25 protein-coding genes and 1 pseudogene are annotated in these 25,665 nt (G+C 73.7%); 15 read left to right on the top strand and 11 right to left on the bottom strand.

All coding sequences use genetic code 11. From position 1 onward, the window contains the following. Positions 1-68 precede the first annotated feature (68 nt). Positions 69-953 carry a hypothetical protein gene (locus tag FHX73_RS43990; RefSeq protein ID WP_145911752.1) on the bottom strand — a complete coding sequence of 295 codons (885 nt, stop codon included), beginning with the start codon at positions 951-953 and terminating at the stop codon, positions 69-71. A gap of 321 nt (positions 954-1,274) precedes the next feature. On the opposite strand from FHX73_RS43990, the gene FHX73_RS45920 reads away from it, so the two are divergent. The 3 genes from FHX73_RS45920 to FHX73_RS43975 all read left to right on the top strand — a co-directional run bounded on the left by FHX73_RS45920 (position 1,275) and on the right by FHX73_RS43975 (position 4,426). Next, positions 1,275-2,867, top strand: a complete 1,593-nt coding sequence (locus tag FHX73_RS45920) for an alkaline phosphatase family protein (protein ID WP_211786525.1) — start codon at positions 1,275-1,277, stop codon at positions 2,865-2,867. Between the two features lie 120 nt (positions 2,868-2,987). Then, the gene (locus FHX73_RS43980) at positions 2,988-3,752 is read left to right on the top strand and encodes an MOSC domain-containing protein (RefSeq protein ID WP_145911751.1); all 765 of its coding nucleotides are present in this window, start codon (positions 2,988-2,990) and stop codon (positions 3,750-3,752) included. Then, positions 3,749-4,426: a Type 1 glutamine amidotransferase-like domain-containing protein gene (locus tag FHX73_RS43975; RefSeq protein ID WP_145911750.1), complete on the top strand. Its 678-nt coding sequence runs from the start codon at positions 3,749-3,751 to the stop codon at positions 4,424-4,426. The genes FHX73_RS43980 and FHX73_RS43975 overlap by 4 nt, the downstream gene beginning before the upstream one ends. Positions 4,427-4,490: 64 nt before the next feature. Here the strand turns inward: FHX73_RS43975 and FHX73_RS43970 are convergent, their stop codons facing one another. Next, complete coding sequence (locus tag FHX73_RS43970) at positions 4,491-5,015, bottom strand: RICIN domain-containing protein (RefSeq protein WP_170305356.1); 525 nt, start codon at positions 5,013-5,015, stop codon at positions 4,491-4,493. A 265-nt stretch (positions 5,016-5,280) separates the two neighbouring features. On the opposite strand from FHX73_RS43970, the gene FHX73_RS43965 reads away from it, so the two are divergent. Further along, the gene (locus tag FHX73_RS43965) at positions 5,281-6,468 is read left to right on the top strand and encodes an alpha/beta hydrolase family protein (RefSeq protein ID WP_145911748.1); all 1,188 of its coding nucleotides are present in this window, start codon (positions 5,281-5,283) and stop codon (positions 6,466-6,468) included. A gap of 30 nt (positions 6,469-6,498) precedes the next feature. On the opposite strand, the gene FHX73_RS45430 is transcribed toward FHX73_RS43965, so the two are convergent. Beyond that, positions 6,499-7,068, bottom strand: a complete 570-nt coding sequence (locus FHX73_RS45430; RefSeq protein WP_170305355.1) for a hypothetical protein — start codon at positions 7,066-7,068, stop codon at positions 6,499-6,501. Between the two features lie 248 nt (positions 7,069-7,316). Here FHX73_RS45430 and FHX73_RS43950 point away from each other — a divergent pair. The 4 genes and pseudogenes from FHX73_RS43950 to FHX73_RS43935 form a co-directional block, all read left to right on the top strand. Then, positions 7,317-7,723 (top strand): annotated as a pseudogene (locus FHX73_RS43950) (FAD-dependent oxidoreductase); the annotation flags it as partial. 14 nt (positions 7,724-7,737) lie between these two features. Further along, the gene (locus FHX73_RS43945; RefSeq protein ID WP_145911746.1) at positions 7,738-8,709 is read left to right on the top strand and encodes a nitronate monooxygenase; all 972 of its coding nucleotides are present in this window, start codon (positions 7,738-7,740) and stop codon (positions 8,707-8,709) included. Positions 8,710-8,776: 67 nt separating this feature from the next. Beyond that, positions 8,777-9,523: a nucleotidyltransferase domain-containing protein gene (locus tag FHX73_RS43940; RefSeq protein WP_145911745.1), complete on the top strand. Its 747-nt coding sequence runs from the start codon at positions 8,777-8,779 to the stop codon at positions 9,521-9,523. A gap of 200 nt (positions 9,524-9,723) precedes the next feature. After that, positions 9,724-10,317, top strand: a complete 594-nt coding sequence (locus FHX73_RS43935; RefSeq protein ID WP_145911744.1) for a hypothetical protein — start codon at positions 9,724-9,726, stop codon at positions 10,315-10,317. A 127-nt stretch (positions 10,318-10,444) separates the two neighbouring features. Here FHX73_RS43935 and FHX73_RS43930 read toward each other — a convergent pair whose 3' ends face one another. From FHX73_RS43930 to FHX73_RS43920, 3 genes are all read right to left on the bottom strand, one after another. Further along, entirely contained in the window at positions 10,445-10,654 is a 210-nt protein-coding gene (locus tag FHX73_RS43930) for a hypothetical protein (RefSeq protein ID WP_145911743.1), read from the bottom strand. A gap of 207 nt (positions 10,655-10,861) precedes the next feature. Then, positions 10,862-11,683, bottom strand: a complete 822-nt coding sequence (locus FHX73_RS43925; RefSeq protein ID WP_145911742.1) for an alpha/beta fold hydrolase — start codon at positions 11,681-11,683, stop codon at positions 10,862-10,864. A 134-nt stretch (positions 11,684-11,817) separates the two neighbouring features. Beyond that, a complete protein-coding gene (locus FHX73_RS43920; RefSeq protein ID WP_211786524.1) occupies positions 11,818-13,260 on the bottom strand; it encodes a GntT/GntP/DsdX family permease in 1,443 nt (480 codons plus the stop codon). Positions 13,261-13,454: 194 nt separating this feature from the next. Between FHX73_RS43920 and FHX73_RS43915 the strand changes: the two genes are divergently transcribed. Together FHX73_RS43915 and FHX73_RS43910 are read left to right on the top strand one after the other, a co-directional pair. Further along, a complete protein-coding gene (locus FHX73_RS43915; protein ID WP_145911741.1) occupies positions 13,455-15,083 on the top strand; it encodes a sensor histidine kinase in 1,629 nt (542 codons plus the stop codon). After that, entirely contained in the window at positions 15,080-15,742 is a 663-nt protein-coding gene (locus tag FHX73_RS43910; RefSeq protein ID WP_145911740.1) for a response regulator, read from the top strand. Before FHX73_RS43915 ends, FHX73_RS43910 begins: the two co-directional genes overlap by 4 nt. 40 nt (positions 15,743-15,782) lie before the next feature. Here the strand turns inward: FHX73_RS43910 and FHX73_RS43905 are convergent, their stop codons facing one another. Then, a complete protein-coding gene (locus FHX73_RS43905) occupies positions 15,783-16,433 on the bottom strand; it encodes an ankyrin repeat domain-containing protein (protein WP_145911739.1) in 651 nt (216 codons plus the stop codon). A gap of 237 nt (positions 16,434-16,670) precedes the next feature. On the opposite strand from FHX73_RS43905, the gene FHX73_RS45425 reads away from it, so the two are divergent. Further along, a complete protein-coding gene (locus tag FHX73_RS45425) occupies positions 16,671-16,823 on the top strand; it encodes a hypothetical protein (RefSeq protein WP_170305354.1) in 153 nt (50 codons plus the stop codon). A 251-nt stretch (positions 16,824-17,074) separates the two neighbouring features. Next, positions 17,075-17,227 (top strand): hypothetical protein, encoded by a 153-nt coding sequence (locus tag FHX73_RS45420; protein WP_170305353.1) that lies wholly within the window; start codon positions 17,075-17,077, stop codon positions 17,225-17,227. A gap of 101 nt (positions 17,228-17,328) precedes the next feature. Here the strand turns inward: FHX73_RS45420 and FHX73_RS43900 are convergent, their stop codons facing one another. Beyond that, complete coding sequence (locus tag FHX73_RS43900; RefSeq protein ID WP_145911738.1) at positions 17,329-18,753, bottom strand: alkaline phosphatase family protein; 1,425 nt, start codon at positions 18,751-18,753, stop codon at positions 17,329-17,331. A 308-nt stretch (positions 18,754-19,061) separates the two neighbouring features. Here FHX73_RS43900 and FHX73_RS43895 point away from each other — a divergent pair, with 308 nt between their 5' ends. Further along, on the top strand, positions 19,062-20,468 hold the full coding sequence (locus FHX73_RS43895) for a S41 family peptidase (RefSeq protein WP_246214259.1): 1,407 nt from the start codon (positions 19,062-19,064) through the stop codon (positions 20,466-20,468). 77 nt (positions 20,469-20,545) lie between these two features. On the opposite strand, the gene FHX73_RS43890 is transcribed toward FHX73_RS43895, so the two are convergent. Beyond that, positions 20,546-21,049, bottom strand: a complete 504-nt coding sequence (locus FHX73_RS43890) for a DinB family protein (RefSeq protein ID WP_145911736.1) — start codon at positions 21,047-21,049, stop codon at positions 20,546-20,548. Positions 21,050-21,112: 63 nt separating this feature from the next. Between FHX73_RS43890 and FHX73_RS43885 the strand changes: the two genes are divergently transcribed. Then, the gene (locus FHX73_RS43885; RefSeq protein ID WP_145911735.1) at positions 21,113-21,844 is read left to right on the top strand and encodes an ArsR/SmtB family transcription factor; all 732 of its coding nucleotides are present in this window, start codon (positions 21,113-21,115) and stop codon (positions 21,842-21,844) included. Positions 21,845-21,967: 123 nt separating this feature from the next. Here FHX73_RS43885 and FHX73_RS43880 read toward each other — a convergent pair whose 3' ends face one another. Continuing rightward, positions 21,968-22,660, bottom strand: coding sequence for an SMI1/KNR4 family protein (locus FHX73_RS43880; protein WP_145911734.1), 693 nt, complete (start codon positions 22,658-22,660; stop codon positions 21,968-21,970). 123 nt (positions 22,661-22,783) lie between these two features. Here FHX73_RS43880 and FHX73_RS43875 point away from each other — a divergent pair, with 123 nt between their 5' ends. Next, entirely contained in the window at positions 22,784-24,286 is a 1,503-nt protein-coding gene (locus FHX73_RS43875) for an ArnT family glycosyltransferase (RefSeq protein ID WP_145911733.1), read from the top strand. A 43-nt stretch (positions 24,287-24,329) separates the two neighbouring features. Here the strand turns inward: FHX73_RS43875 and FHX73_RS43870 are convergent, their stop codons facing one another. Continuing rightward, complete coding sequence (locus tag FHX73_RS43870; RefSeq protein WP_246214258.1) at positions 24,330-25,511, bottom strand: MFS transporter; 1,182 nt, start codon at positions 25,509-25,511, stop codon at positions 24,330-24,332. Positions 25,512-25,665 lie beyond the last annotated feature (154 nt).

Raw genomic sequence — 25,665 nt, 5'->3', positions numbered from 1 at the left:
GGCCCGGCTGCTATCCGCTCCGGGGCTGGTCAGCCGGTCAGCCGGCCACCTGGGCATCCGTCAGCCGGTCAGCCGGTCCAGCGCACCCCGTGGAAGCCCGGCGCCGTGTCGGCGACCAGCAGGTGCGCCACCCGGTTGTCCAGCAGCCGCAGTTGGCCGAGGTCCTTGTGCGGGCGGCTGCGGTCGGTGCGCCAGATCCGGTGCAGCCGGGCGACGGGCACCTCCGGGGCGAACCGGATGGTGGCCTCGAAGGCGGCGCCGGCGTTGAACAGCCAGTGGCCGCAGTAGTCGTCGGCCGCCCCGGTCTCGGTGCGGTGCTCCAGGCAGTAGGTCTCGCCCTTGCCGAGCGGCGGGAAGAGCAGTTCGACGGCGGCCAGCGAAGCCTCCTCGTCCACCGCCGTGCGGCCTGCCGTGCAGTGGCGGCCGGCGGTGATCCGCGCCATCGCACCGCTCTGCGTGTGGCACATGACGACCCGTCGGTCCAGGCCCGCCCGCCGGGCCCGGATGGTGGTGCGGATCTCCTGCCGCAGGCCGTCGGCCCGGATCGCGGCGTCGATCCGCACGGCCAGCACGTCGAAGCCGGGGTCGTCCGACTGGTCCAGCCCGGCGCGCAGTCGGCTGACGGCCTGTCTGGGGGTGCCGATCGGGGCGGGCCTGGCGCGGCCGCGCGGGCCGGGCTCCCCGAGGTGGCCGAGCAGGGTGCCGGGCGGCAGGCCGAGGATCGCGTCGAGCCGGGCCACCGCGGCCAGGCTCCGCGGGCGGTGCGGGCGGGTCGCGCCGCGCTGCCAGTTGCTCAGGGTGGAGACGGCGACCGGCAGTCCGAGCTCGGCCAGGCGGTCGCGGATCCGGTCCAGGCTGAGTCCCTTGGCGCAGATCGCGCGGCTGAGCGCGGCGTGGAAGGGGCCCGCCGCGAGGACCTCGTCGGCACTGCCGGTGGGGGGCAGGGCGGTCATGGCGCCACACCCTACCGCCCGCCGTCCGGTCCGTGATCGGGGCGGGCGGCGGGAACCGCGCGGCGGTGCACGGCAGTTGGGTTACCGGCGGGTATCGAATTTTCCGCGGTTCCCAGCGTTTTCCCAGCTGGCGCGGACGGCGACCGCCCGGACCGTGCGGGGACGGCCCGCCGGCGGCTTCCCAGGGCGGGGGCGCAGCCCGCACCATGTCTGCCGACCCCGTCCACCACTCCCACTGGTGACCGCACACACGGGGTCTGGCAGTACACCGTCAATCCCCGCACCGCGCTCCCCCGCACCCGCCCTCACCAAGGACACTCCATGCGCGTACCCCGCCTCGCCGGCGCCGCCGCCGTGCTCGGCCTACTCTGCGGCCTCAGCACCTCGGTCGCCGCCGCCACCCCCGCGTCGGCCGCCGGCCCCGCCCTGCCCCGGCCCGACCACGTCGTGGTGGTGATGTTCGAGAACACCTCGGAGAGCTCCATCCTCGGCAACTCGCAGGCCCCCTACTTCAACCAACTGGCCAACACCGGCGCGAACTTCACCGACTCCTCGGCGATCGAGCACCCCAGCCAGCCGAACTACCTGGACCTGTTCTCCGGCTCCGACGAGGGCGTGACCGACGACTCCTGCCCGCAGACCTTCAGCACCGACAACGAGGCCGCCGAACTGGCCGCCAAGGGCCTGAGCTTCACCGGCTACGCCGAGGACCTGCCCACGGACCTGAGCACCTGCACCTCGGGCGAGTACGCGCGCAAGCACGTGCCGTGGGTGAACTTCACCAACGTCCCGGCCTCGGACAGCAAGCCGTTCAGCGCCTTCCCCACCGACTACTCCCAACTGCCCACCGTCTCCTGGGTGATCCCGAACCTGTGCGACGACATCCACGACTGCTCGATCGCCACCGGTGACACCTGGCTGAAGAACAACCTGGACGGCTACGTCCAGTGGGCCAAGACCCACAACAGCCTGCTGATCACCACCTTCGACGAGAACGACGGCACGGCCGGCAACCAGATCGCCACCTTCTTCGACGGCCAGCCGGTCAAGCCCGGCAACTACGGCGAGGCGATCGACCACTTCAGCGTGCTGCGCACCATCGAGGACATGTACGGCCTGTCCTACGCGGGCGCCGCCGCCCAGGCCACCCCGATCACCGACGTGTGGAACGGCGGGGGCACCACCGGCAGCGTCTCGGTCACCGCCCCCGGCAACCAGACCGGCACCGTCGGCGCCGCCGCCTCGCTGCAGTTGCGGGCCTCCGACACCGCCGGCGGCACGCTCGGCTGGAGCGCCTCCGGCCTGCCGGCCGGACTCTCGATCTCCCAGAGCGGCCTGATCACCGGCACCCCGACCGCCGCCGGCACCTCCAGCGTCACCGTCACCGCCACCGACTCCACCGGCCCGAGCAGCACCGCCACGTTCTCCTGGACCGTCAACCCGGCCGGCGGCGGCGGTTGCACGCCCGCCCAGCTGCTCGGCAACCCCGGCTTCGAGACCGGCTCCGCCGCGCCCTGGAGCAGCACCAGCGGCGTGGTCAACGGCGACCTGAACAGCGAGCCCGCCCACTCCGGCAACTACGACGCCTGGCTGGACGGTTACGGCAGCGCCCACACCGACACCCTCGCCCAGACCGTCACGATCCCCGCCAACTGCACGGCCTCGCTCTCCTTCTGGCTGCACATCGACACCCAGCAGACCGACGGCACCGCCCACGACACCCTCACCCTGCAGGCCGGTTCCACCACCCTGCGGACCTGGTCCAACCTCGACGCGAACACCGGCTACGCCCAGCAGACCCTCGACCTGTCCGCCTACGCCGGGCAGAGCGTCACCCTCACCTTCACCGGCACCCAGGACGGCGCCGCCCAGACCAGCTTCGTCATCGACGACACCGCCCTGAACATCTCCTGAACACACATCAGAAACGAGAGATCCTGCCCGGATCCGGGCAGGATCTTTCCGTTCCACCGGCGATTTCGGCTAGGTTCTCCGCTGCACCGACCGGCGGTGCGTCACGGGGGAGGCACGGACATGCGCGGCGCGGGCGGGATGACGGTCGAACGGATCTGGCGCTACCCCATCAAGTCCACCGGGGGCGAGCTGCTGGATCGCGTCGCCGTCGACGGCCGCGGCCTCGCCGGCGACCGCCTGCACGCGGTGCGCGACGCCGCCGGCGGGATCGGTTCCGGCAAGACCACCCGCCGGTTCCGCCGGATGCCGGGCCTGCTGCGACTGCGCTCCCGCTACCCCGGCGGCCTGGTCACCGAGCCGCCGGAGCTGCTGGACCCGGCCGGCGTCCCCGTCCCGGACCCGACCGCCTACCTGCGCGGCTACCTGGGCCGCGACGACGTCGAGTTGGCCGCCGAGGGGGCCGTCTCGCACTTCGACCAGCTCCCGCTCAGCCTGCTGACCACGGCGACCCTCGACTGGGTCCGCGCCGCCGTCCCCGGCGTCCCGGTCGACGAGCGCCGCTTCCGCCCGAACCTGCTGATCCGCACGCCCCCGGGCACGCCGCCCTTCGTCGAGGACAGTTGGATCGGCGCCGCCGCCCGGATCGGCGACGCCGTGCGGCTCACCGTCGAGCGCTCCAGCGATCGGTGCGCGATGGCCAACGAGGCCCAGCAGGACCTCCCCCACTCCCCCAGGATCCTCCAAGTCCTCGCCCACGCCCACGACATGCGCCTGGACGCCCTGGCCACGGTCGCCCACCCGGGCACCGTCCGGGTCGGCGACCGGTTCGCGGTCGACCTCGGGGCGGTGCCGGTGTCAGACCCCCGCTCTACGGTGGTGCGATGAAGCTTCTCCTCACCGACTCCGGTGTCAAGAACGCCAGCATCCTCGCGGCCCTGGTCGAACTCCTCGGCAAGCCCATCGCCGAGGCCACCGCACTGTGCATCCCCACCGCCGGGTACGGCGGCCCGTACGGCGGCCCGGGCGGACCCTGGCGGTTCGTCAGCGGCCGGGCCCCGAGCCCCATGACCGGCCTGGGGTGGAAGTCGGTGGGCCTGCTGGAGCTCACCGCGCTGCCCAGCATCGACAAGGAGCTCTGGGTCTCCTGGGTCCGGGAGACGGACGTCCTGCTGGTGAACGGCGGGGACGCGCTGTACCTGAGCCACTGGATGCGGGAGTCCGGACTCGCCGACCTCCTCCCGTCGCTGCACGACAAGGTCTACGTCGGACTCAGCGCCGGGAGCATGGTCCTGACGCCCCGCATCGGGGAGGCCTTTGTCGGCTGGAAGTCGCCCACCGGTGACGACCGCACGCTGGGAGTCGTCGACTTCTCCATCTTCCCGCACCTCGACCACCCGGACTGCCCGGAGAACACCATGGCCGAGGCGGAGCGGTGGGCCGCCACCGAGATCACGGGCCCGGCGTACGCCATCGACGACCAGACCGCCATCAAGGTGGTCGACGGCGAGGTCGAGATCGTCTCCGAGGGACACTGGCGGCCGTTCAACCAGCCGTCCTGACGGGCGGGGCCGGGAGCCTGCGCCGTGCTCGGCGGACCTAAGGGCGTGTCTCTCGGATCACGCCCTAGCCGAACCACTCGTCGGCGGCGTTCGGATCGCAGTAGTACTGGATGATCCACGCGCCGTCGTTGCCGCTGTTCCCGGCCACGTTCAGGCACTTGTCGCTGTTCTGGTTGCGCCACAGGTAGTAGCCGCTGCCGATCTCGCTGGGGTTGAACCGCTCGTCCGACTGGCCGTTGCAGTCCCACAGCACGATCTTCGCGCCCGCGTTCTGGCTCTGCCCCTGGACGTTGAGGCACTTGTTGGTGGCGACGTTGCGGATGCGGTAGTAGTACAGGCCGCCGTTGCTCTCGTAGTAGTCGATGCTCCACTTCTGGGCCGCGCTGCCGTTGCACTTGTACTGGTCGATCGTGTTCCCGTCGGCGTTGTGGCTGCGCCAGTTGTCCAGGCACTTGCCCGTGCTGCCGATCAGGATCTCGCCCCCGCCGCCGGCCGCCTGCGCGCTGGTCGCCGGCCCGAAGGCGATCAGACTGGCCGCGACGCCGAGCGCGGCGACGGTGGCGGCGCTCCTGCCCTTCCCCTTGGTCATGGCTGGCCTTCCCCTCTGTGATCGAGTCGCTCCGATGGCCAGTAGCTTCGCGCGGCGGGCGCGCCGCGTCGTCCACCCGCGGGTTGACGGCCGATCTCCAACCAGGGCGGTAGACGGGCCTGGTGAGCTTCGGCGGCACCCTCGGCCGGCCTCCCGGAGTACCCCCGCGGGCATACGGCGACGGCGGTTCGCGTCATCCTCCGGGCCGACCCGATCGTTCCCTGAGCTGACGTCAACTCCCGTACCACGAACCTATGGTCGTCACATGAACGGAATTCGCCGCACTGTCGCGGCGGCGGGGCTGTTGCTCGCCCTGCCGCTCTCCATCGCCACCTCCAGCACCGCGTTCGCCGCCGCTCCGGCCGCGCCCGCCGCCACCTCCGCCGCCACCGCCGCCGGGACGGCCGGCGCCCACGCCGTGCTGCCGCGCCCGACCGGCCCGTACGCCGTCGGCCGGGACGTCCTGCACCTGGTGGACCAGGACCGGCCCGACCCGTGGGTCCCGTCCGCCGGGCCCCGCCAGCTGATGGTCTCGATGTACTACCCCGCCAAGCCGGACACCGGCGGCCCGGCCCCGTACATGACGCCCGAGGCGGCCCGGCTGCTGCTGGACGCCAAGCTGCCGGGCAACAGCATCCCCACCGACGCGCTCGCCGGCGTCGGCGACTGGTCGCGGACCGACGCCCGCCCGCAGCCGGGGCGCTTCCCGCTGGTGCTGCTCTCCCCCGGGTTCACCATGCCCCGCGCCTCACTGACCAGCCTGGCCGAGGACCTGGCCAGCCGCGGGTACGTCGTCGCGCTCGTCGACCACACCTACGAGAACACCGGCACCACCTTCCCCGACGGGCAGACCCTCACCTGCGCCATCTGCGACGCCCCGCCGCCCGTCGGCCTGCCGGGCATCGAGACGAGCCGGGCGACCGACCTGTCCTTCGTCGTCGACCAGCTGACCGCCCACCCGCACCCCGCCTGGCAGTACTCCCGGATGATCGACGAGCAGCGGATCGGCGTGGCGGGCCAGTCGCTCGGCGGGGCGACGGCCGTGCCCGCCCTGGCCACGGACGCCCGGATCCGGGCGGGGGTCAACCTGGACGGCACGATGTTCTACCCCGTCCCCGCCGACGGGCTCGGCGGCAAGCCGTTCCTGATGATCAACCACCCGCTGCCCGGTGGGGCGGAGGACCCGACCTGGACGGACGCCTGGGCCAAGCTGGACGGCTGGAAGCGCTGGCTGACCTTCGCCGGCTCGGACCACGAGACCTTCACCGACGACCAGTTGCTGCTGAACGACTTCGGCTACCCGAACCCGCCCGGCAACACGCTGCCGGCCGAGCGCGGCATCCAGCTGACCCGCGAGTACGTCGCGGCCTTCTTCGACCTCCAGCTGAAGGGAATCCCGCAGCCGCTGCTGGACGGGCCGACGGCGCAGAACCCGGAGGTCGCCTTCCACTAGCGAGCGGGCCGCGGCGGCGGCCGGCCTGCTCTAGCCCGTCGCGGTCGGCCGGGGGATCGGCGCGAGCGTGACCACGGTGGCACAGCTCGCGCTGCCGTTGAGCTCGTGCAGGAGCACCTGGCCCGGCGGGCAGCTGGTCGGGTCGACGGTGGGCACGACGAAGGACGGACGCGGGCCGGGGTTCGGCAGTTGGGCGGCCTGCCGGGGCGTCAGACGCGTGGTGCCGGGCGCCGACGCGGCGGCGCTCCGGTGCGGGGCCGCCGACGGCTTCGGCCGGGCGCTGGGCGCGGTCGGGCTCTCCGGGGTACCGGCGGCCGGGGCGCTCGGGGCTGGGGTATTCGGGGGAGGCGGGGTCTGTTGCGGGCTGGGCGGGGCGGACAGGACAGGTGCCATGGCGGCGGCACCCGGGCTCGGGCCTGCTGCGGGCTGCGCGGGACCGGCCGCGACCGTGTGCCCGGGGTCAGCGGTCGTGGTGCCGTGTCCGCCGCTTGCGGCGAGCGCGGCACCACCGGCCAGCGCGAGGACGGCCACACCGACACCCGTGGCCAGGAGCGGCTTCCCGCGCAGTGCGGCCCACCTCGGCTCGTCGACGTCCGCCACCGCTTCTCCCACCCTGTTCCGACGTTCGGGCGCCCGGGCGTCTGAGCGTCCGGGCCGAGCGGATCGTAGCGAGCGCGCGGACCCGTTGCGGCGCCGGGGCCAGTGCTCAGCGGAGCGCGGCGGCCAGCAGCCCCACGAAGGTGTCACGGGAGATGGTGCCGCCGGTGAGCAGGCTCTCCATGACCAGCCCGTCGATGCAGGCGAGCAGGGTGCGGGTGCGGGCGCGGGTGCGGGTGCGGGTGCGGGTGTGGCACGCCGTGCTGACCCTGCCGCCCGGCACCCGGTTCGCCGATCCGCTCGCCGAGCTGCGCCGCCGGTTCGCCGGCAGGCACGAGCCGGTCGCCGAGCTGCTCGCGGCGACCCGCCCGGAGGCCGTCATCCAGCACGACGTCAACGAACTGCGCGCCCCGCTGCCCTCGTTCGTCGGTGGCAGGATCGCGCCGCGCTCGCCCCGTACGACGCAGAGCGGCGCCCGCGCAGCCAGGCCGTCGCCAAGGCGGCCCGGCAGGCGGGCCGGATGGGCCATCAGCTCTCCCACCCGCCGGCCGTGGCGCCGCGCAACACCGCGATGCGGCTCACCCCGTCGCGCGCCGCGGTGCGGATGATCCTGCGTCACCACACCTGGGAGCCGCCCCGGTTGACCTCGGCGGCCTGAGGGATGATGGTCCCATGGCATTGACCACGGAGCTGACCGAACTGCTGGACCTGCGCTACCCCATCGTGCAGGCCCCGATGGGCGGATCGGCCGGGGGCGCGCTGGCGGCGGCCGTCTCCCGGGCCGGCGGGCTCGGGATGGTCGGCGGCGGGACCGGCGACCGGGAGTGGCTGGACCGGGAGCTGCCGCTCGTCGCGCGGGCCACCGACCGGCCCTGGGGCGTCGGCTTCCTGACCTGGGGGGTCGACGCCGCCGCCGTGGAGCGGGCGCTGGAGTTCGGGCCGGCGGCGGTGCTGCTGTCCTTCGGCGACCCGGGCCCGCTCGCCGAGCGGATCCACCGGTCGGACGCCCTGCTGATGGTCCAGGTCACCGACCTGGACGAGGCCCGGCGGGCGCTCGACGTGGGTGCTGATGTGATCGTGGCCCAGGGCACCGAGGGCGGCGGCCACGGCGCCCGGCGCGGGCGGTCCACGCTGCCGTTCGTGCCGCTGGTGGTGGACCTGGCGGGGTCGGTGCCGGTGCTGGCCGCCGGCGGGATCGCCGATGGCCGGGGCATCGCCGCCGCGCTGGCGCTGGGCGCGGCCGGCGCGCTGCTCGGCACCCGGTTCCAGGCCACGGCCGAGGCCTTGGTGGATCCGGCCGTCACCGCCGCGATCCTCGCCGGACGCGGCCAAGACACCGAGCGCAGCGCCGTGCTGGACCTGGCGCGTGGCTCGCACTGGCCCGTCGGGAAGTACACCGCCCGCACCCTCGGCCACCCCTACCTCGACCGCTGGCGCGGCCGCGAGGCCGAGCTGGCGGCGGACGCCCCGGCCTGCCAGGAGTACCTGGAGGACGTCGCGCGGGGCTCGGTCCCGCCGCTGCCGGTCTGGGCGGGCGAGGCCGTCGACCTGGTCACCGACGTTCCGTCAGCGGCCGAGCTGGTCGCCGCCCTGGCCGAGCAGGCGCAGCAGGCCCTCGCCCGCGCGGGCCGCCTGCGCCCCTGACACGGCTGGCGAAACGGCTCGTGAAACGGCTCGCGCCCGGCGGCCCCGGTCTGGAACCATGATCACCATGGATCAGGACCTGACGGCCCAGGCGCACCGCCTGGTGGCCGAGTACTTCCCCGACGCGCTCGCCGCCCTGCTCGCGGGGTCGGCCGCGGCGGGGCGGGCGAGTGCGTCGAGCGATCTCGACCTCGCCGTCCTGGTTGCGCCGGGCGGCGAGACCTACCGCGAGACGGTGCGCTTCGAGGGGCGCCCCGCCGAGCTCTTCGTGCACACCGAGCCCGGCCTCGCCGAGCTCTTCGCGTTCGACGCGGCGTCACGTCGCGCGGTGCTCCAGCACATGTACGCCGACGGCGTGCTGCTGCTCGACCGTGCCGGAGCGGGCGCCCGGGCGCGGGCCCGGGCGGCGGCGGAGCTGCGGCAGGGCCCGCCGGTGCTGGGCCCGCAGGCCGTCGAGGCGAAGCGGTACGCGCTCACCGACCTGCTCGCCGACCTGCCGGACGCCCGCGAGCCGATCGAGCGCCTGGCCGTCGCCGGGGCCGTGCTGGACACGGCCGCGGACCTGCTCTGCGACCACCGGCGGGCCTGGACCGGCAGCGGCAAGTGGCTCCCCCGCCGCCTCCTGGCCGCCGACCCGCAGCTCGGCGCAGCGCTGCTGGAGGGCCACCGCCGGCTCTGCGAGACGCACTCCCCCACCCCGCTGGCCGACGCCGCCACCGCCGTGCTCGACCTGGTCGGCGGCCCGCTCTGCGCCGGGTACCGCCGCACCTGGTCGGGCACCGGCGGCCCGGCCCACTCGGCGCCGCGCGGCTGACGGTCACGCGGCTGACGCCCTGTCAGCTGCGCGCCTGGATCGGAGGGAACCATTCCGCGCCGAAAGCGGCTCACACGGGTGGGGAACCCGTCAACTTCCTACCTTCAATGCTCCCGAATTCCAGCTCGGGCAGCGGGCACTCCCTCCGCCCGATGAGTTACTGCTTCAACCCCTACACCGAGTAGGAGCGAGCAAGCACGATGAGGCACTCAACGTCTCTGGCGAGTGCGGCGGTCATCGCGACCGCCGCACTCGCGGCCGCCTGCACGAGCAGCAGCCAGCCCGCCGTGCAGGCGCGAACGCCTTCCGCGTGGGCGCTCGAATCAACACCGCAAGTACAGATCAGCTCCGACACGGCGGCGGAGATCAATACCCCGTCATCGAGCTCGCGCCCCCGAGTGATCGGGCTGGTCACGGTCCACAATGCGACGATCGTGTTAGCGACAATCGACAACCTTTGCAAGGCATACGTCCTGCCCGAAGGCTCTACGCCCGATTCGACCCCCCAGCTCTTCGCGGTCGGGGCACAGCGGCCGGAAGGCAATTATCCGAAAGTCGATCCGAGCAACTTCGCGGGGGCGGTCATCACCGAGAACTACTCCCAGGGTTCCGCCAGCGCCTCGCCGTATTTCGACTACCTGACCACGATCTGCTCCGAGCACGCCGTGCTCGTGAGTATCGAGGGCATACCGCCAGGATCCAGCGCCCAGAGCACCGGTGCTTCCGTTCGGACCTGGGAGTCCGCCGGATACCTTTTCATCGCCGCGGGAGACCCGAAGGTCATTCACTCATGATGAGCCGCAACCCTTCGGTTGAGGCTGATCATGAGGTCCGAACAGGTCGAACTGCCGACGACATCGGCATGCGCACCGCGGAGCTCCTCCCCTGCCGCCGCTACGCGATCTCCGGGGACGGTCGGATCTACCTGTCCGGGTCGGAGAAGGTCAGGCCGCCGACCGCGAGCGGACGCTGGATCGGGGCGGGAACGGCCGCGGTCTCGCCGGGCGGCTGGCGGAAGTCGGCGCCCTGCTCGATCGGCGGCAGCCGACGCTCGCCGGACTGGGCAGGCAGGGGCGCATCGGCGGCGGGGTCGGAGAAGGCGGGCAGCGAGATGCTGCGAGGGTCAGTCATGATCACCAGTGTCGCAGGCCGGGCGGGCAAGGCGGACCGGATTAATGTCACAGGCGCTTCTGATCGGGCCGGCCAGCAGGCCCGAACACCCGCCGAGCGCTGGTGGCGCCCGGCGAGGCGGCCCTGGTCAGGCCTGGTGCGCCCCCCTTTGGGCAGCGCGACCGCGGCGCGGGGCCGCAGCTGCCAGAAAACCGCCTGACGGAGCCGTCAGCGGCGGAGCCGGTCCTCGGCGAACGCGGTCAGCAGGGCCGCCAGCGCCTCCGGGCGCTCCAGCTGCGGCGAGTGCCCGACGCCGACGATCGTCTGCACCCCGCCCCGCCACAGCTCCGGCAGCGCGAGGGAGTCCAGGTGCGCGCCGCTGACCAGCTGGTCGTGCTCGCCGTGCAGGATCGCCAGCGCCGGGCCGAGGGCGACGGCCACGGCGAGCTCGTCGGCGAAGCCGCCGGTGGTGAGGCTGGCGCCGAGACCGCCCCGGGCGGCGGGGTCGGTGGCGAGGATGTCGGCAGCGAGCGGCGCGACCGGATACTCGGAGCCGGGCGCGAACTGGCCGGCCGCGTAGGCGCTCGCCTCGGCGGCGGTCGGGTTCGGGGTGAAGCCGATCTCGACCAGCGGGTTCGGCAGGAAGGCGTGCGGCATCGCCGCCAGGTCGGCCATCGGCGGTGTCCCGAACACTGCGAACCCGGCGGCCCGGCCGAGCGCGGGCGCGGCCTCCAGGGCGATGTGCCCGCCGAGGCTGTGGCCGACGATCAGTGCGTCCTCGGCGCCCAGGGCCTCGGCGAACCGGCGCAGCACCGCCGCGTAGCCGGGCAGCGAGTAGCTCTCGGCGTCGGGTGCGGGCGCGGAACCGCCGTGCCCGGGCAGGTCGAACGCGAGGCAGCGGAAGCGCTCGCCGAAGGGGCCGTCGAGCAGGGGCTGCCAGGTGCGCGAGGACGAGGAGTTCCCGTGGATCAGGATCACGGGGTGGTCCTGGCCGGCGCTCTGGCGGTACGCCAGGTGCCGGCCGTCGAGACGGAGTGAGCTGATGGTCATTCAGGCACCCTACGACTCGGGCACTCTACGGCTCACGGACTGTACGACTCACGGACCGTACGACTGCGGGCCGGCGGCGGCCGGGCATGGGGGTCTCGGCCGGCGCCGGCCCGCAGGACCGGGGGGTGCGTCCGCTAGGACGTCACGGCGTACAGCGCCAGCACGCCGGCCAGCGAGGTGACCGAGAGCAGGGTGTGCGAGACCGTCCAGGTGCGCAGGGTGCCGCCGACGGAGAGGCCGAAGTACTCCTTGAAGAGCCAGAACGCGGCGTCGTTGACGTGGCCGAGGAAGGCCGCGCCGGAGCCGAGGGCGAGCGCGAGCAGTGCGGCGTGCGAGTCGGAGAGGCCGTGGGCCATCGGGCCGATGATGCCGGCGGCGGCCACCGTGGCGACGGTGCCGGAGCCGGTGGCGGTGCGCATCAGCGCGGCGACCAGCCAGGCGAGCAGGATCAGCGGGATGTGCAGGTGGCCGGCGGCGCGGCCGATCGCGGCGTTGACGCCGGAGTCGGCCAGGGCCTGCGAGTAGCCGCCGCCGGCGCCGACGATCACCAGGACGCCGGCGATCGGCGGGAAGGAGCGGTGCAGGGTGCGCTGGACCTGCTCGCGGGTGGCTCCGAGCCCGTAGCCGAAGGTGACCAGGGCGACCAGGATCGCCACCAGCAGCGCGACCGCCGGGGTGCCGAGGAACTCCAGCACCTGGTAGGCGGTGGTGCCGCGGGCCCAGCCGAAGGTGTCGCAGCCGGCCTTGACCATCATCAGCGCGATCGGGAGCAGCACGGTGGCCAGGGTGACCGAGAACCGGGGCAGCTTGCGCGGGCCGCGGTCGGACAGCTCCTCGTCGGCCAGGGTGGTGAAGGCGGCCAGCGCGGTCTCGGGGATGGTGGCGGGCACCTTGGGCCAGATGTAGGCGGTGAAGAGCGGGCCGACCACGACGGCGCACGGGATCGCCACGATCAGGCCGTAGACCAGGGTCAGGCCGATCTGCGCGTGCACGGCGGCGATCGCGACCAGCACGCCGGGGTGCGGCGGGACCAGCGCGTGCACGGTGGCCAGGCCGGCCATCGCGGGGATGCCGACCCGCAGCACCGGGTAGTCGGCGCGCTTGGCGATCTGCAGCACCAGCGGGACCAGCAGCACGAAGCCGACCTCGAAGAACATCGACAGGCCGACCAGGCAGGCGACCAGGGTCACCGCCCAGGGCAGGCCGCGCGGGCCGACGGCTCTGGTGAGGGTGGCGACGATCTGCTCGATGCCGCCGGAATCCGCCATCAATCGGCCGAGCACCGCGCCGAGAATGATCAGGATCCCGACCTTCCCGGTGATTCCGCCGAGACCGGTGGTGAACGAATCCGCGACCTTTCCGAGACTTTCCCCGGAAAGCAGCGAAACCGCGAAGGAACCCACCATCAGGGCCAGGAAGGCGTGCAGCCTGACCCAGCTGATCAGCACCACGACCAGGGCGATCGATATGCCGACCACGGCCAGCAGCCAGCTGTCGTGCCCGGTCCAGGCGGTCCCGGCGGAGGCCTTCGCGGTCTGCGCCAGGAGTGCCGGCGATGATGCCAACGCTGCCATCATGCGTGATTCCTTCTCTGCGTGCGGGGGTGCGCGATTCGGTTCTCATTCGCGCTGCCGGGCACCGTATGCGGCCCGGTGTCGGCCGCACCAGATCCGGTGGAATTGCGCTGGTTGCGTGCGGCGGAAAAACTTCCGCGCGTTCTGTGCGATTTGTGCACGGCGGCCGTCGGCGGACCCGCCGGTACCCTGGTCGGATGCTCCGCCGCCCCCGTCCCCGGCTCGCCACCCAGACCCTGCTCGCCCAGGTCGCGGTGCTCTGCCTGGTGCTCGGCGGCGGCTTCGCGCTCACCGCGGACCTGCTGACCGGCTCGGCCGAGCACAACTACGAGCAGCGCGCCCTCGCGGTGGCCCGGGCCACCGCGGAGAACCCGGTGGTGGTGTCCCGGATCGCGGCCGGCGACGACCCGCGGGGCGAGGTGCAGCAGGCCGCGCTGGCGGTGGCGGGCCGCACCGGGATGCTCTTCGTGGTGGTCACCGACAGCCACGGGATCCGCTACTCGCACCCGGACCCGGCGCAGGTCGGCAAGGAGGTCTCCACCACGCCGACCGCGCTCGACGGGCAGGAGTCGGTCTCGATACAGCGCGGCACGCTCGGCGACTCGGCCCGGGCCAAGGTGCCGCTGCGGTCGCCGGACGGCCGGGTGATCGGCGAGGTGAGCACGGGCGTGCGGCTGAGCACGGTGGACGGGGCGGCGACCCCGCTGATCCGCCGGGAGGGCTTCTTCGCCGGCGGCGCGCTGCTGGCCGGCGCGGGCGCGGCGGCGCTGCTGACCCGGCGGCTGAAGCGGCAGACCCTGGGCCTGGAGCCGGTGGACCTGGCCGACCTGCTGCGCGAGCAGCAGGCGGTGCTGCACGGGGTGGGCGACGGCGTGCTCGCGGTGGACCCGGACGGCCGGGTGACGGTCTGCAACGAGGAGGCGGCCCGGCTGCTCGGCCACCCGCTGCCGGCCGGCACCGCGCTCGCCGACGCCGGGCTGCCGCCCGCACTGGAGCGGATCCTGACGGGTCGTCAGGAGTTGCGGCAGAGCGTGCTGGTGGTGGGCGAGCGGGTGCTGGTGGTGACGGCGCAGCCGGTGCGGCGCGGCGAGCACCAGCTGGGCCACGTGCTGACCCTGCGCGACCGCACCGAGCTGGACGAGCTGGAGCGCGAGCGGTCGGCGCTGCGGGCGCTGTCCGACGCGCTGCGGGCCCAGGCGCACGAGTACACCAACCGGCTGCACACCCTCTCCGGCCTGCTGGACACCGGCGCCACCGCCGAGGCCCGCGGCTACCTGCGCGAGCTGGCCGCCGCGCCGCTGGCGACCGAGGGCCGGGACGGCGCCCGGCTGGCCGACCCCTACCTGCGCGGGCTGCTGGCCGCGAAGGCCGCCACCGCCTCCGAGCACGGCGTCGCGCTGCGGCTGGACCAGGACTCCTACCTGCCGCGCCGGCTGACCGAGCCGCTGGACGTGGTGAGCGTGGTCGGCAACCTGCTGGACAACGCGGTGAAGGCGGCCGCGGCCGGGCACCGCCGCCCGGCCTGGGTGGAGCTGAGCGTGCTGGCCGAGGGCAGCACGCTGCACGTGGCGGTGCTGGACAGCGGTGACGGGGTGGCCGGGGCGGACGCCGAGCGGCTGTTCCACCAGGGCTTCACCACCCGCGCGGGTGCCGACCGGGACGGGCACGGCATCGGGCTCACGCTGGCCCGGCAGCTGGTGCTGAAGTACGGCGGCGAGCTGCGCCTGGAGCGCACCTCGGGTCCGGAGCACGGCGCCGTCTTCGTGGCCCGGGTCCCGGACGTGCTGGAGCGGGCGGACGACGAGGGCGAGGGAGGCGAGCGGTGATCCGGGTTCTGGTGGTGGACGACGACTACCGGGTGGCGGAGCTGCACGCCCGGTACGTGACGGCGACCGACGGCTTCCAGGTGGTGGGCACGGCCGGGTCGGCGGCCCGGGCGCTGGAGCTGGACCGGGAGCTGGCACCGGACCTGGTGCTGCTCGACCAGTACCTGCCGGACCGGCTGGGCAGCGAGCTGCTGCCCGAACTCGGCGCCGACGTGTTGATGGTGACGGCGGCCGCGGACGCCGGCCAGGTGCGGGCGGCGCTGGGCGGCGGTGCGGTCGGCTACTTGATCAAGCCGTTCGACGCCGCCGCGCTGACCGACCGGCTGGCCGGCTACGCCCGCTTCCGGCTGCAGCTGGGGGCCGACCGCACGCTGGACCAGGAGCAGGTGGACCGCGCGCTGCGGGCGCTGCACGGCACCGACCGCGGCGGTCGGCCGCGCCGACCGCGCGAGACACCGACCGGCGAGCGGGTGGCCGAGGCGGTGCGCGGCGCGGCCGGCCCGGTGACGGCCAGTCAGCTGGCCACCGTGCTGGGCGTCTCCCGGCCGACCGCCCAGCGCTACCTGGCTGACCTGGCGGCCGACGGCACGGTGCGGGTGGAGCTGCGGTACGGCGCGGCGGGGCGGCCGGAGCACCTGTACTCGTGGAACGGCGGCTGACGCTCCCGCTGCGGCTGCGGCAGTGTCAGCTGAAGCGCCGTCACCCCCAGCCGTTCTCGATCAGGGCGCACTCCTCGGGGGTGATCCGGTGCGTCTGGCCGGAGCCGCCGGCCACCCGGCAGAAGCTGCGGACCTCCAGCTGGACCTGATCGGCCTTCAGTTCGGTGGTGAATCCGCCGTACATGCCCGGCACCGCGAAGTGCAGGCGGGCGTCCGGGAGCTCGCCGAGCACACTGACCTGCGGCGGCAGCAGTCGGGCGGTGATCCCCATCGACTCGGTGCGCACCCGGATCAGCGCGTGCAGGAAGTGCTCCATGGCGCGCAGGTCGCCGTCCGCCACCTCGTGCCGCGGGGCCGGGCGGAGCAGCGGAACCAGCTGGTGGTGCCCGAGCCTGGTGGCGATGTCCACCGGCCGTTCACCGTCCACCGCGCGGATGGTGCGCCAGGCGCCGGCGGCCAGCAGCTGTTCGGCCACGGCGACCGGGGCCCCGTGGAAGGCGGCCTGGTGGAGCGGTGTCCACCCGCTGCGGCCGCCGACCCGGCGGGAGTTGGCGAGCTCCGGCGTCGCGTCGACCGCCGTCAGCACCGCGTGCCAGTCGCCGCGGTAGGCGGCGTCGGCGAGTGCGTCGCGTTCCGCGAGGAACCGCTCGCTGTAGACGTCCCGATCGGCCACTCCGTACCAGTCGGCCACGTGCCCCTCCACTGTCCCGTCACTGTCCGTCAGATCAGACGGATCATCGTAGTCCCGCGCGGCGATGGTGGACGGCAGGCGTCCGGCCCTTGAATCGGCTGGCGAGCGCCTGAACGGACCGTAAATTGAAAGGCGCGAGCCTCGTTTGGGTGTAGAATCTCAACCAGAAGGGCGGATCCGGCAGAAGATCTCAGGCCGAGACCGACGGACCGTCCGCATCCTTGGGGGAAGACGAAGATGACGTACCAGCTCGACACCGCACGGGTCACCATCGACGCGCGCCTGCTGGAGGCCAAGGAGTACCGGGTCGCCCGCGCGCTGCAGCTCATGAACCGCGCCGAGCGCACCGGCCGCCGTGCCCGGCGGGCGCTGACCAGCCTGATCGCATGAGCACCCGCACCACGGAGGGGCCGTCACCACGCCGGTGACGGCCCGTTCTGTCTGTCCGGCAGGCGACGATCGGGACAACCCAGGTGAATCACCGGTGAATCCTTCGATCGATAGGTGACCTGCCACACAGGGCGCGAAATTGAAGGACTCGGGTCACGATCTGGTGTAGAATCAGAAGTGCCAGGGCGGGACCGGCAACAGACTCCACGAAGGAGCCGACGGACCGTCCACTACCAAGGGGGCAGAACACCATGACGTACCAGCTCGACACCGCGCGTGCCACCATCGACGCCCGCCTGCTGGAGGCCAAGGAGTACCGGGTCGCCCGCGCGCTGCGCCTGAAGAACCGCGCCGAGCGCACCAGCCGTCGCGCCCGCCAGGCGCTGACCAGCCTGACCGCATGAGCACCCGCACCGCAGACCGGCCGTCACCACATCGGTGACGGCCGGTTCCGCTTGTCGGGGGTGACTGTTCGTCAGGGGATCGGTTCGTCGGTGGTAGTCGGTCAGCGCCGGGGGCGCCGGCCCGGCTCCTGGCGGGGGAAGGACTGACGGGCACCGGGCAGGGTCGGCTTGGGGTTGTCGGCCACCTCCTGCTCGGCCAGCGCGAGCTGAGCGGCCGTCGGGGGCAGCGGCGGCGCGGCGGCGGCCCGGCCGAACTGGAAGGCGGAGGTCAGGTCCCCGAAGGTCCGGCGCCGCCAGTCGGTGACGTTCGCGGCGCTCACGCCGGTGAAGCGCTCCAGGAACTGCAGCACCGAGGTGTGGTCGAAGGCCTCGGAGGCGACCCAGCCGCCGACCGTCCACGGCGAGACGATGATGCACGGCACCCGGAAGCCGCCGCCGATCGGCAGGCCCTGGATGTGCTCCCCCGGTTCCTGGGGGTCGCTCGGGACCGGCGGGGCGACGTGGTCGAACAGGCCGTCGTTCTCGTCGTAGTTGAGGATGAAGACGGTCTTGGCCCACAGCTCCGGATTGGACGCGATCGCCTCGATCTTGGCGGCGACGAAGTCGGCGCCGGCCGCCGGCAGGTAGTCGGGGTGCTCGGACTGGTAGCTGGTCGGCAGGATCCAGGAGACGGCGGGCAGGTTGCCGTTGCGGGCGTCCTCCTCGAAGGTGCCGGTCGGCTGGGCGGCCATGCCCTTGTCGTAGAGCGGGTCGCCGGGCTGCGCGTTCTGGAAGTTGGCGAACAGCGAGAGCACGTCGGTGCCGTAGTTGTCGCTCTCCTGGTAGACCTTCCAGGAGACGCCCGCGTCCTCCAACTGCTCCGCGTAGGTGGTCCAGGTGAGCGGGGTCGGCGCGGAGTTCTGGATGATCGGGCCGCCGCCGGTGCCGTCCGGGTCGATCGAACCGGTCATCCAGTAGAGGCGGTTGGGCCAGGTCGGGCCCTGCACCGAGCAGAAGTAGTTGTCGCAGATGGTGAAGGCGTCCGCCAGCGCGTACTGGAACGGGATGTCCTCGCGGGTGTAGTAGCCCATCACGTACGGGCCGTTGACGCCGTCGGCCGCCCGGTGCGCGGGCAGCCACTGGTCCATCCGGCCGTTGTTCCAGGCCTGGTGCTGCACCGCCCAGGCGTGGCTGGTGGACGGGATCGCCTGCGCGCTGGTGGTGCGGGTGTCCAGGTGGAACGGGAGCAGGTAGCCGTCCGGGTTCACGCTGTCGGGCTGGTAGAAGACCGGACGCCCGTCGGGCAGCCGCAGCGCGTGCGGGTCGGCGAAGCCGCGCACCCCGGACAGGGTGCCGAAGTAGTGGTCGAAGGACCGGTTCTCCTGCATCAGCAGGACCACGTGCTCCACGTCCTGCAGCGAGCCGCTGCGCGGAACACCGGCCGCCACCGCCTGCTGGACGCTCGGCGGCAGCAGCGACATCGCGGCCGCGCCGCCGGCCACGCCGGCCGCCGCGCCCAGCAGCCTGCGTCGGGTCATCGGGGACATGGTGGTGCACCTGCCTCTCGGTCAGAAGGTGTGGGGTTGAGCACATTTGACTGTGCATCAGCTCGATGGCCGGACCGGCCGCAACTCGGGTGAACATGTCACGAACTTCCGGCTGGCCGTACCCCGCGGCTCCTCCTGCCGGTGGAAGGTCGATACGCCGGGAGAACGGTTCGCGGATGACGGACCATCAGCCGATCGGCTGGCCCGGGCGAGCTCTTCGGGTGACGCCCGGCAACGGACGCGCTCCATAGTCTTGGTGCATCGCGGAACCGCGGTATCGCTGTACCAAGCACCTGGAGGTGAGCAAGGTGACGCGACGTCACACCACGGCGGCGGTGGCACTCGGCCTGGCGGGAGTGCTGGCTCTCGGGGCCGCCCCGGGCACCGCCTGGGCCGGCCCGTCCGGCGGTCGGCTGGACGGGATCTGGCAGACCGACGGGTACGGCATGGTCCTCAGCATCCGGGGCGGGCAGCTGACGGTGTACGACCGCACCGCCGCCGACTGCCTGCCGGACCAGCTCAGTGCCCAACAGCTCGGCTCCCCCGGGCCGGACGGTACGACGGTGTTCGCCAGCGGCGGGGTGCCCGTGCTGACCATCACCCCGCAGGGGCGGCGGCGGGCCGTGGTCGCGCCCGACGGTTCGGTCGGGCACATCCACCTCGACCGGCTCGCCACGCTGCCCGCGCTCTGCGCGTCGCCGCCGCCCAGCACCCCGCTCACCGTCTTCGACGACTTCTGGGCCGGCTACGCGGAGAACTACCCGTTCTTCGCCCTGCGGGGCGTCGACTGGCAGGCCGTCAGGGACCGGTACCGACCGTTGGTCACGCCCGGCACCACCGACGACCAGCTGCGGCAGATCCTCACCGACATGATCAGCCCGCTGCACGACGCCCACACAGCGCTGCTCTACCAGGGAACCGAGGTCTACGGCGGCCTGCGGCCCGGCACCCAGGTGCCGACGCCGCAGCTGCGGGCCGCGGCCCAGGCCGTGATCGACGGTCAGCTGGTGGCGCCCGAGCAGACCTGGGCGGGGTGGCGGCTCGGTGTCGGAGAGCTGCCGGGTCACATCGGGTACTTGCGAGTCTGGTCGTTCGACGGGCTGGCGGACGGCGGGTACCAGCAGCAGGCGGCGGTGCTGGACCAGGCGCTCGACGCTGTGCTCGGTCAGCAGGGCCTGCGCGGGCTGGTCATCGACCTGCGGCTGAACGGCGGGGGCTCGGACGCCCTGGGACTGCGGATCGCCTCTCGACTGACCGACCAGCCCTACACCGCGTACCGCAAGCGGGCGCGGAACGACCCGGGCGATCCGACCCGGTTCACCCGGCCGGAGCCGATCACCGTCGCTCCCGCCCCCGGTCCCCGGTGGGACGGACCGGTCGCACTCCTCACCAGCGACCGCACCGCCAGCGCCGGCGAGACCTTCACCCAGGCGATGATGGGCCGCAGCCCGGCGCCGACCCGGATCGGGAGCACCACCCAGGGCGTCTTCTCCGACGTGCTGACCCGCACCCTCAGCGCGGACTGGACCGCTGTGCTGCCCAACGAGGAGTACCTGGACCCGCAGGGGCACACCTACGACGCCACCGGCATCCCGCCCCAGATCTCCACCCCCGTCTTCACCCCGGCCGAACTCGCCGCCCACCAGGACAGCGCGCTGGCCGCCGCCGAACGCGCCCTCGGGCCCGCCGCTCCGCGGACGGCGGGATCGCCGTGAGCGGGGCGGCGGTGCGCCGGAGCCGATCCTGGCGGGGCCGGGCGGGGCCTGGCGGACCTGGCGGACCTGGCAGTGGGTCAGCCCCGGTTGTGGTCGCCGGTGGCGCCGTCGATGAGCTCGCGCAGGATGTCCATGTGGCCGGCGTGGCGGGCGGTTTCGGTGGTCATGTGGGTGAGCACCCAGCGCAGCGCCACCTCGGGGCCGTACCAGGCGGTGCCGCGGTGGTCGAGGTCGAACCGGTCGATGACCTCGTCGGCGGCGGCCCGGGCGCGGGCGTAGAAGGCGAGCACGTCGGCGGTCGTCTCGTGCGGCTCGACCCGCATGTCCGCGCCGTCCTCCGCATCCAGGTCGAACGGGAGCGGGCCCATCTCCAGGCCGAAGGTCTCCCGGAACCAGCCGAGTTCGGCGCCCCCGAGGTGCTTGACGAGGCCCAGCAGGTTGGTCCCCGTGGGCGTCATCGGCCGGCGCAGCTGCTCGTCGTCCAGGCCCTGGAGCTTCCACACGACCGCGTCGCGGTGCCGGTTCAGGGCGGCCCGCAGGATCTCCTTCTCGCTGCCGGTGTACGGCACGTTCTTGGTCATCCGGGGAAGGTACCAGAGGACGCTTCGGTCCCCACCGAACCGTTCCCGCCCTACGGTAGGGGCATGAACGGAGACGTCGACTTCGCGCCGGTCGCCGCCCTGCTGGGCGAGCCGGGCAGGGCCCGGGTGCTGGCCGCGCTGGCGGACGGGCGGGCGCTGCCGGCGAGCGTGCTCGCCGCCGAGGCCGGCCTGGCCGCCTCGACCACCAGCGGCCACCTGTCCAAACTGCTGGACGGCGGGCTGCTCGTGGTCGAGCGGCACGGCCGGCACCGCTACTACCGGCTGGCCGGCCCCGAGGTGGCGGTGGCGCTGGAGGCGCTCGCCCGGCTCTCGCCGACCCGTCCGGTTCGCTCGCTGCGCCAGGGCAACCGGGCCCACGCGCTGCGGGCGGCCCGCAGCTGCTACGACCACCTGGCCGGCCGGCTGGGCGTGGCGCTGATGCGGGCGCTGCTCGAACGCGGCGCGCTGACCGGGCACGACGGCAGCTTCGATCCGACCGCGGCCCAGGCCGACCGGCTCTCCGCGCCCGGCTGGGACGTGGAGTACCGGCTCACCGAGAGCGGGCGGCAACTGGTCGACGGGCTCGGCCTGGTGGTCCCGGTCGGCCGGCGCCCGCTGATCCGCTACTGCGTCGACTGGAGTGAGCAGCAGCACCACCTGGCCGGCCGGCTGGGCGCGGCCTTCCTCGACCACGCGCTGGCCGAGGACTGGGTGAGCCGCACCCCCACCCGGGCGCTGCGGCTGACCGAGCGCGGGCGCGAGGCGTTCGAGGGCCGGCTGGGGCTGGCGGTCTGATCAAGGCGCGCCGACACCTGCCGACCGACCCGCCGACCGACCTGCCGACCGACCTGCCGGCTGCCTGACGGTCGGACCCGCCAGTCGGACCCGCGGCGCCGGCTGACGGTGGGTCGGGCCAGGTCAGCCGTTCAGCCAGTCCCCCGGCACGGTCTCGCGCAGCGCGTCCAGCGCCTGCGGGGTGCGGGCGCGCGCCTGGAGGCAGAAGCCGTCGAGCTCGCGGATCAGCACGCCGTCCCCGGCGAACCAGCGCAGGTCCCGGCCGAACCCGGGCAGGCGCTGGAACAGCCCGTCCAGCGGCTCCCCGGTCCCGTCCACCTCCAGGTAGTCGGTCAGCCCGTCGTCGACCAGCACCGACTCCGACATCACCAGTTCGACGCAGGCCTCGGTCAGGCTCTGCTCCCAGGGCTCCCAGCGCTCCTGGGACTTGTCGGCGAGGTCGGGGCGGATCACCGTGCCGGGGTCGTCCCGGTCCAGCTCGGCCAGCGCGATGCCCCAGGAGGCGGCGCCCTGGTTCTCCGCCCGGTACACCAGCGCGCCGTCGGTCACGTACAGCTCGTCCGGGCCGAGCAGTTCGTCGTGGTTGCTGGTCAGGTCGGTGCGGCGGCCGAACCGCAGGTAGGCCTCGCGCAGCGGGTCCGGCAGGCGCAGGCCCAGGCGCCGCTCGGCCGCGTCCAGCTCCGCCGGGTCGAAGCCGTCGCCCGGGGCGATCGGCTGCCGCCAGTGCGCGGCGAAGTCGGCGATGAACTGCCAGGCCGTGGCGCGGTCCTGCCGCACGCGCAGCAGCCCGGCCCGGAGGTCGAAGATCTCGGTCATGGCCAGCACACTAGGCCGGGATTCTGACACCCCATCAGTGGGCGCCCTCCGCCGGGCCAGCCTCCACGGGCCCGGCTCCCCACCGGCCTCCCCTCGCCGGGGCGGGTCTGCCACAATCGCGCCGTGGACATTCGGGGGAATGTGCCGGCGGTGGACGGGGAGCCCGTTCCCGCCGTGCCGGAATTCGGTGCGCGGCCGGTGCTCGTCGTCGCGGCCGTGCTGATCGTCGTTCAACTGCTGCTCGCCGGGCGGTACGGGTTCCACCGGGACGAGCTCTACTTCATGGTCGCCGGACGGCACCTGGCCTGGGGGTACACCGACCAGCCGCCGCTGACCCCGCTGCTGGCCCGGGTCTCGGTGGACCTGTTCGGTGCCACCCCGACCGGTCTGCGGGTGGTGCCGGCCCTGCTGGGCGGGCTGGACGTGCTGCTGGTGGCGCTGCTGGCCCGTGAGCTGGGCGGTGGCCGGCCCGCGCAGCGGCTGGCGGCGGTCGGCGCGGCCTGCTCGGCGATCGTGCTGGGGGTGGGGCACATGCTCTCCACCGTCAGCTTCGACCTGGTGGCCTGGCTGGCCCTCGCCCTGCTGACGCTGCGTCTGCTGCGCACCGGGGAGCGCCGCTGGTGGCTCGCGATCGGCGCGGCGACCGGGCTGGCGCTGCTCAACAAGGACCTGGTGGTGCTGCTGGTGCCCGCGCTGGTGCCGGCGGTGTGGGTGCTCGGGCCGCGCCGGGTGCTGCGGGGCTGGTGGCCGCCGGCCGGGGTGCTGGTGGCGCTCGCGGTGGCGGCGCCGAACCTGTGGTGGGAGGCCCGGCACGGCTGGCCTGAGCTGACCGTGGCGGGCGGGATCAGCGGCCAGGACGGCCTGGCCAACCGGATCACCTTCGTGCCGATGCAGTTGCTCTACCTCTCCCCCGTGCTGGTGCCGGTCTGCCTGGCCGGGCTGCGCCGGCTGTGGAGCGCGCCGGAGCTGCGCTGGGCCCGGGCGTTCGCGGTCGGCTATCCGGTGGTCTGCCTGCTGGTGCTGGTCTCGGGCGGCAAGCCCTACTACGCGCTGCCGCTGCTGCTGGTGCCGATGGCCGCCGGGTGCGAGCCGCGGGTGCGCCGGCCGCTGCGGCGGTTCGCGCTCTGGTTGGCCTTCGGCGCGCTGCTGAACGCGGTGATCACCCTGCCGGTGCTGCCGGCCCGGGCGCTGCCGGCGGTGAACTGGATCTACCCGGAGCAGGGCGCGCAGCTGGGGTGGCCGCGGCTGGTCGCCGCGGTCGGGCAGGGCTGGGCCCAGCTGCCGGCCACCGACCGGTCGCGGGCGGTGGTGTTCACCGCCAACTACGGGGAGGCCGGCGCGATCGCGCAGTACGGCGCGCGGTACGGGCTGCCCGAGCCGTACTCGGGGCACATGTCCTTCGCCGACTGGGGTCCGCCGCCGGACGGCGCGGACGGGCCGGTGCTGGTGGTCGAACCGGCCGGGCCGAGCGGGCTGACGCGGGCGTTCACCGGCTGCCGCCAGGTGGCCGTGGCGGACAACGGCGTCGGGGTCGCCACCGACGACCAGGACGCGGCGGTGCTGCTGTGCACGGGCACGGTCGAGCCCTGGTCGAAGCTCTGGCCGCACCTGCGCCACTACTACTGACGCACTGCTGACGCCCTGCCGACGCACCACCAACGACGCGTACTCAGGCGGCCACCGGCTGCGGCAGCACGCCCTGCCGGGTGCGCGCGCCCCAGGAGGCGACCGCCGGGCCGCCGGCGCCGAGCGCGGCGAAGGCGAGTCCGAGGGCGCACCAGCCCCAGCCGCCCAGGCCCAGGCAGAGGGTGGTGAGCAGGGCCGGCCCGATCGCCTGGCCGAGGTCGAAGCCGAGCCCGAGCAGCCCCTGGTACTGGCCCTGGGCGTGGTCGGGGGCCAGGCCGAAGCTGACCGCGAAGGCGGCCGAGCTCTCCCAGATCTCGCCGAGGCTGTGCAGCACGATGGCCACCACCAGCAGGGCGATGGCCGCCCAGGAGGGCACTCCGGCGGCCAGCGCCATCAGCGGGCAGCTGACCAGGAAGAGCAGTCCGGCCCGGCGGAAGGCCCGCCCGCCCTGTTCCGGGGTCTCCACCCGGCGGCCGAGCCGGGCCTGCAGCAGCACGCAGACCGCGGCGTTGAACGCGCTGATCGCGGCGACGGTCCAGCGCGGGGCGTGGGTGTGCGCGGCGATCCAGATCGGCAGCACCAGTCCGACCACGGTGTACTGCAGGCCCATCGCGCCGTACAGCGCGGCGAAGGTGACGAACGGTCGGTCGCGCAGCGCGCCGAACCGCGGCTGCTCGGCCGGGCGGGGCAGCGGCGGGTAGTTGGGCACCCGCAGGAGCAGCAGCCCGCAGACCACGTAGCTGGCGGCGTTGGCCAGCACCAGCGCGGTGTAGGCGGCGCGGCTGTCCAGCTGCACGGCGAAGCCGGCGCCGACCGTGCCGAACACCACCCCGAGGTTGACGTAGGAGCGCAGGGTGGCCCGGAAGGCGGCCGGCTTCTCGCCGCCGACCCGGGCGATCACGGCGCCGCGGGCGGCGTTGTTGGCCGAGAGGGCGAGCAGGTCGAGGGTGGCGACGGCGGTGAAGGCGCCCCAGCTGCGCACCACGACGAAAGCCAGCATGCTGAGCGTCTGGACGGCCAGGGTGACCAGCATGACGGTGCGCGGGCCGCGCCGGTCGGCGAGCCGCCCGGCGGGCACGCCGGCCAGCAGCCCGATCAGTCCGGCCAGGGTGAGGCCGAGGCCGACGCCCGCCGGGGTGAGGTGCACGACGCGGGTGAAGTAGAGCGCGGCGACGGGGTTGAAGAGGCCGTTGCCGACCCGGTTGGCGAAGCTGGAGAGGATCATGGCCCGCTCCTCGCGGGCCGCCGGCAGCAGTCTGACGGCGCGTCGGCCCGCCCTCCCCCGAATGATCATATGAGGAGGTTAGCAGTCGACCGACCACCTGTTCGGCGGCGTCGACGGTGCCGCCACCCGCGTGAACCGGGCCGTGTCCTGCCCG

Origin of the sequence: Kitasatospora viridis, from assembly GCF_007829815.1 — a bacterium.
GTDB classification, from domain to species: Bacteria; Actinomycetota; Actinomycetes; order Streptomycetales; family Streptomycetaceae; genus Kitasatospora; species Kitasatospora viridis.
The sequence above is the reverse complement of the archived record's forward strand: the minus strand, read 5'-3'. Positions and strand labels throughout refer to the sequence as shown.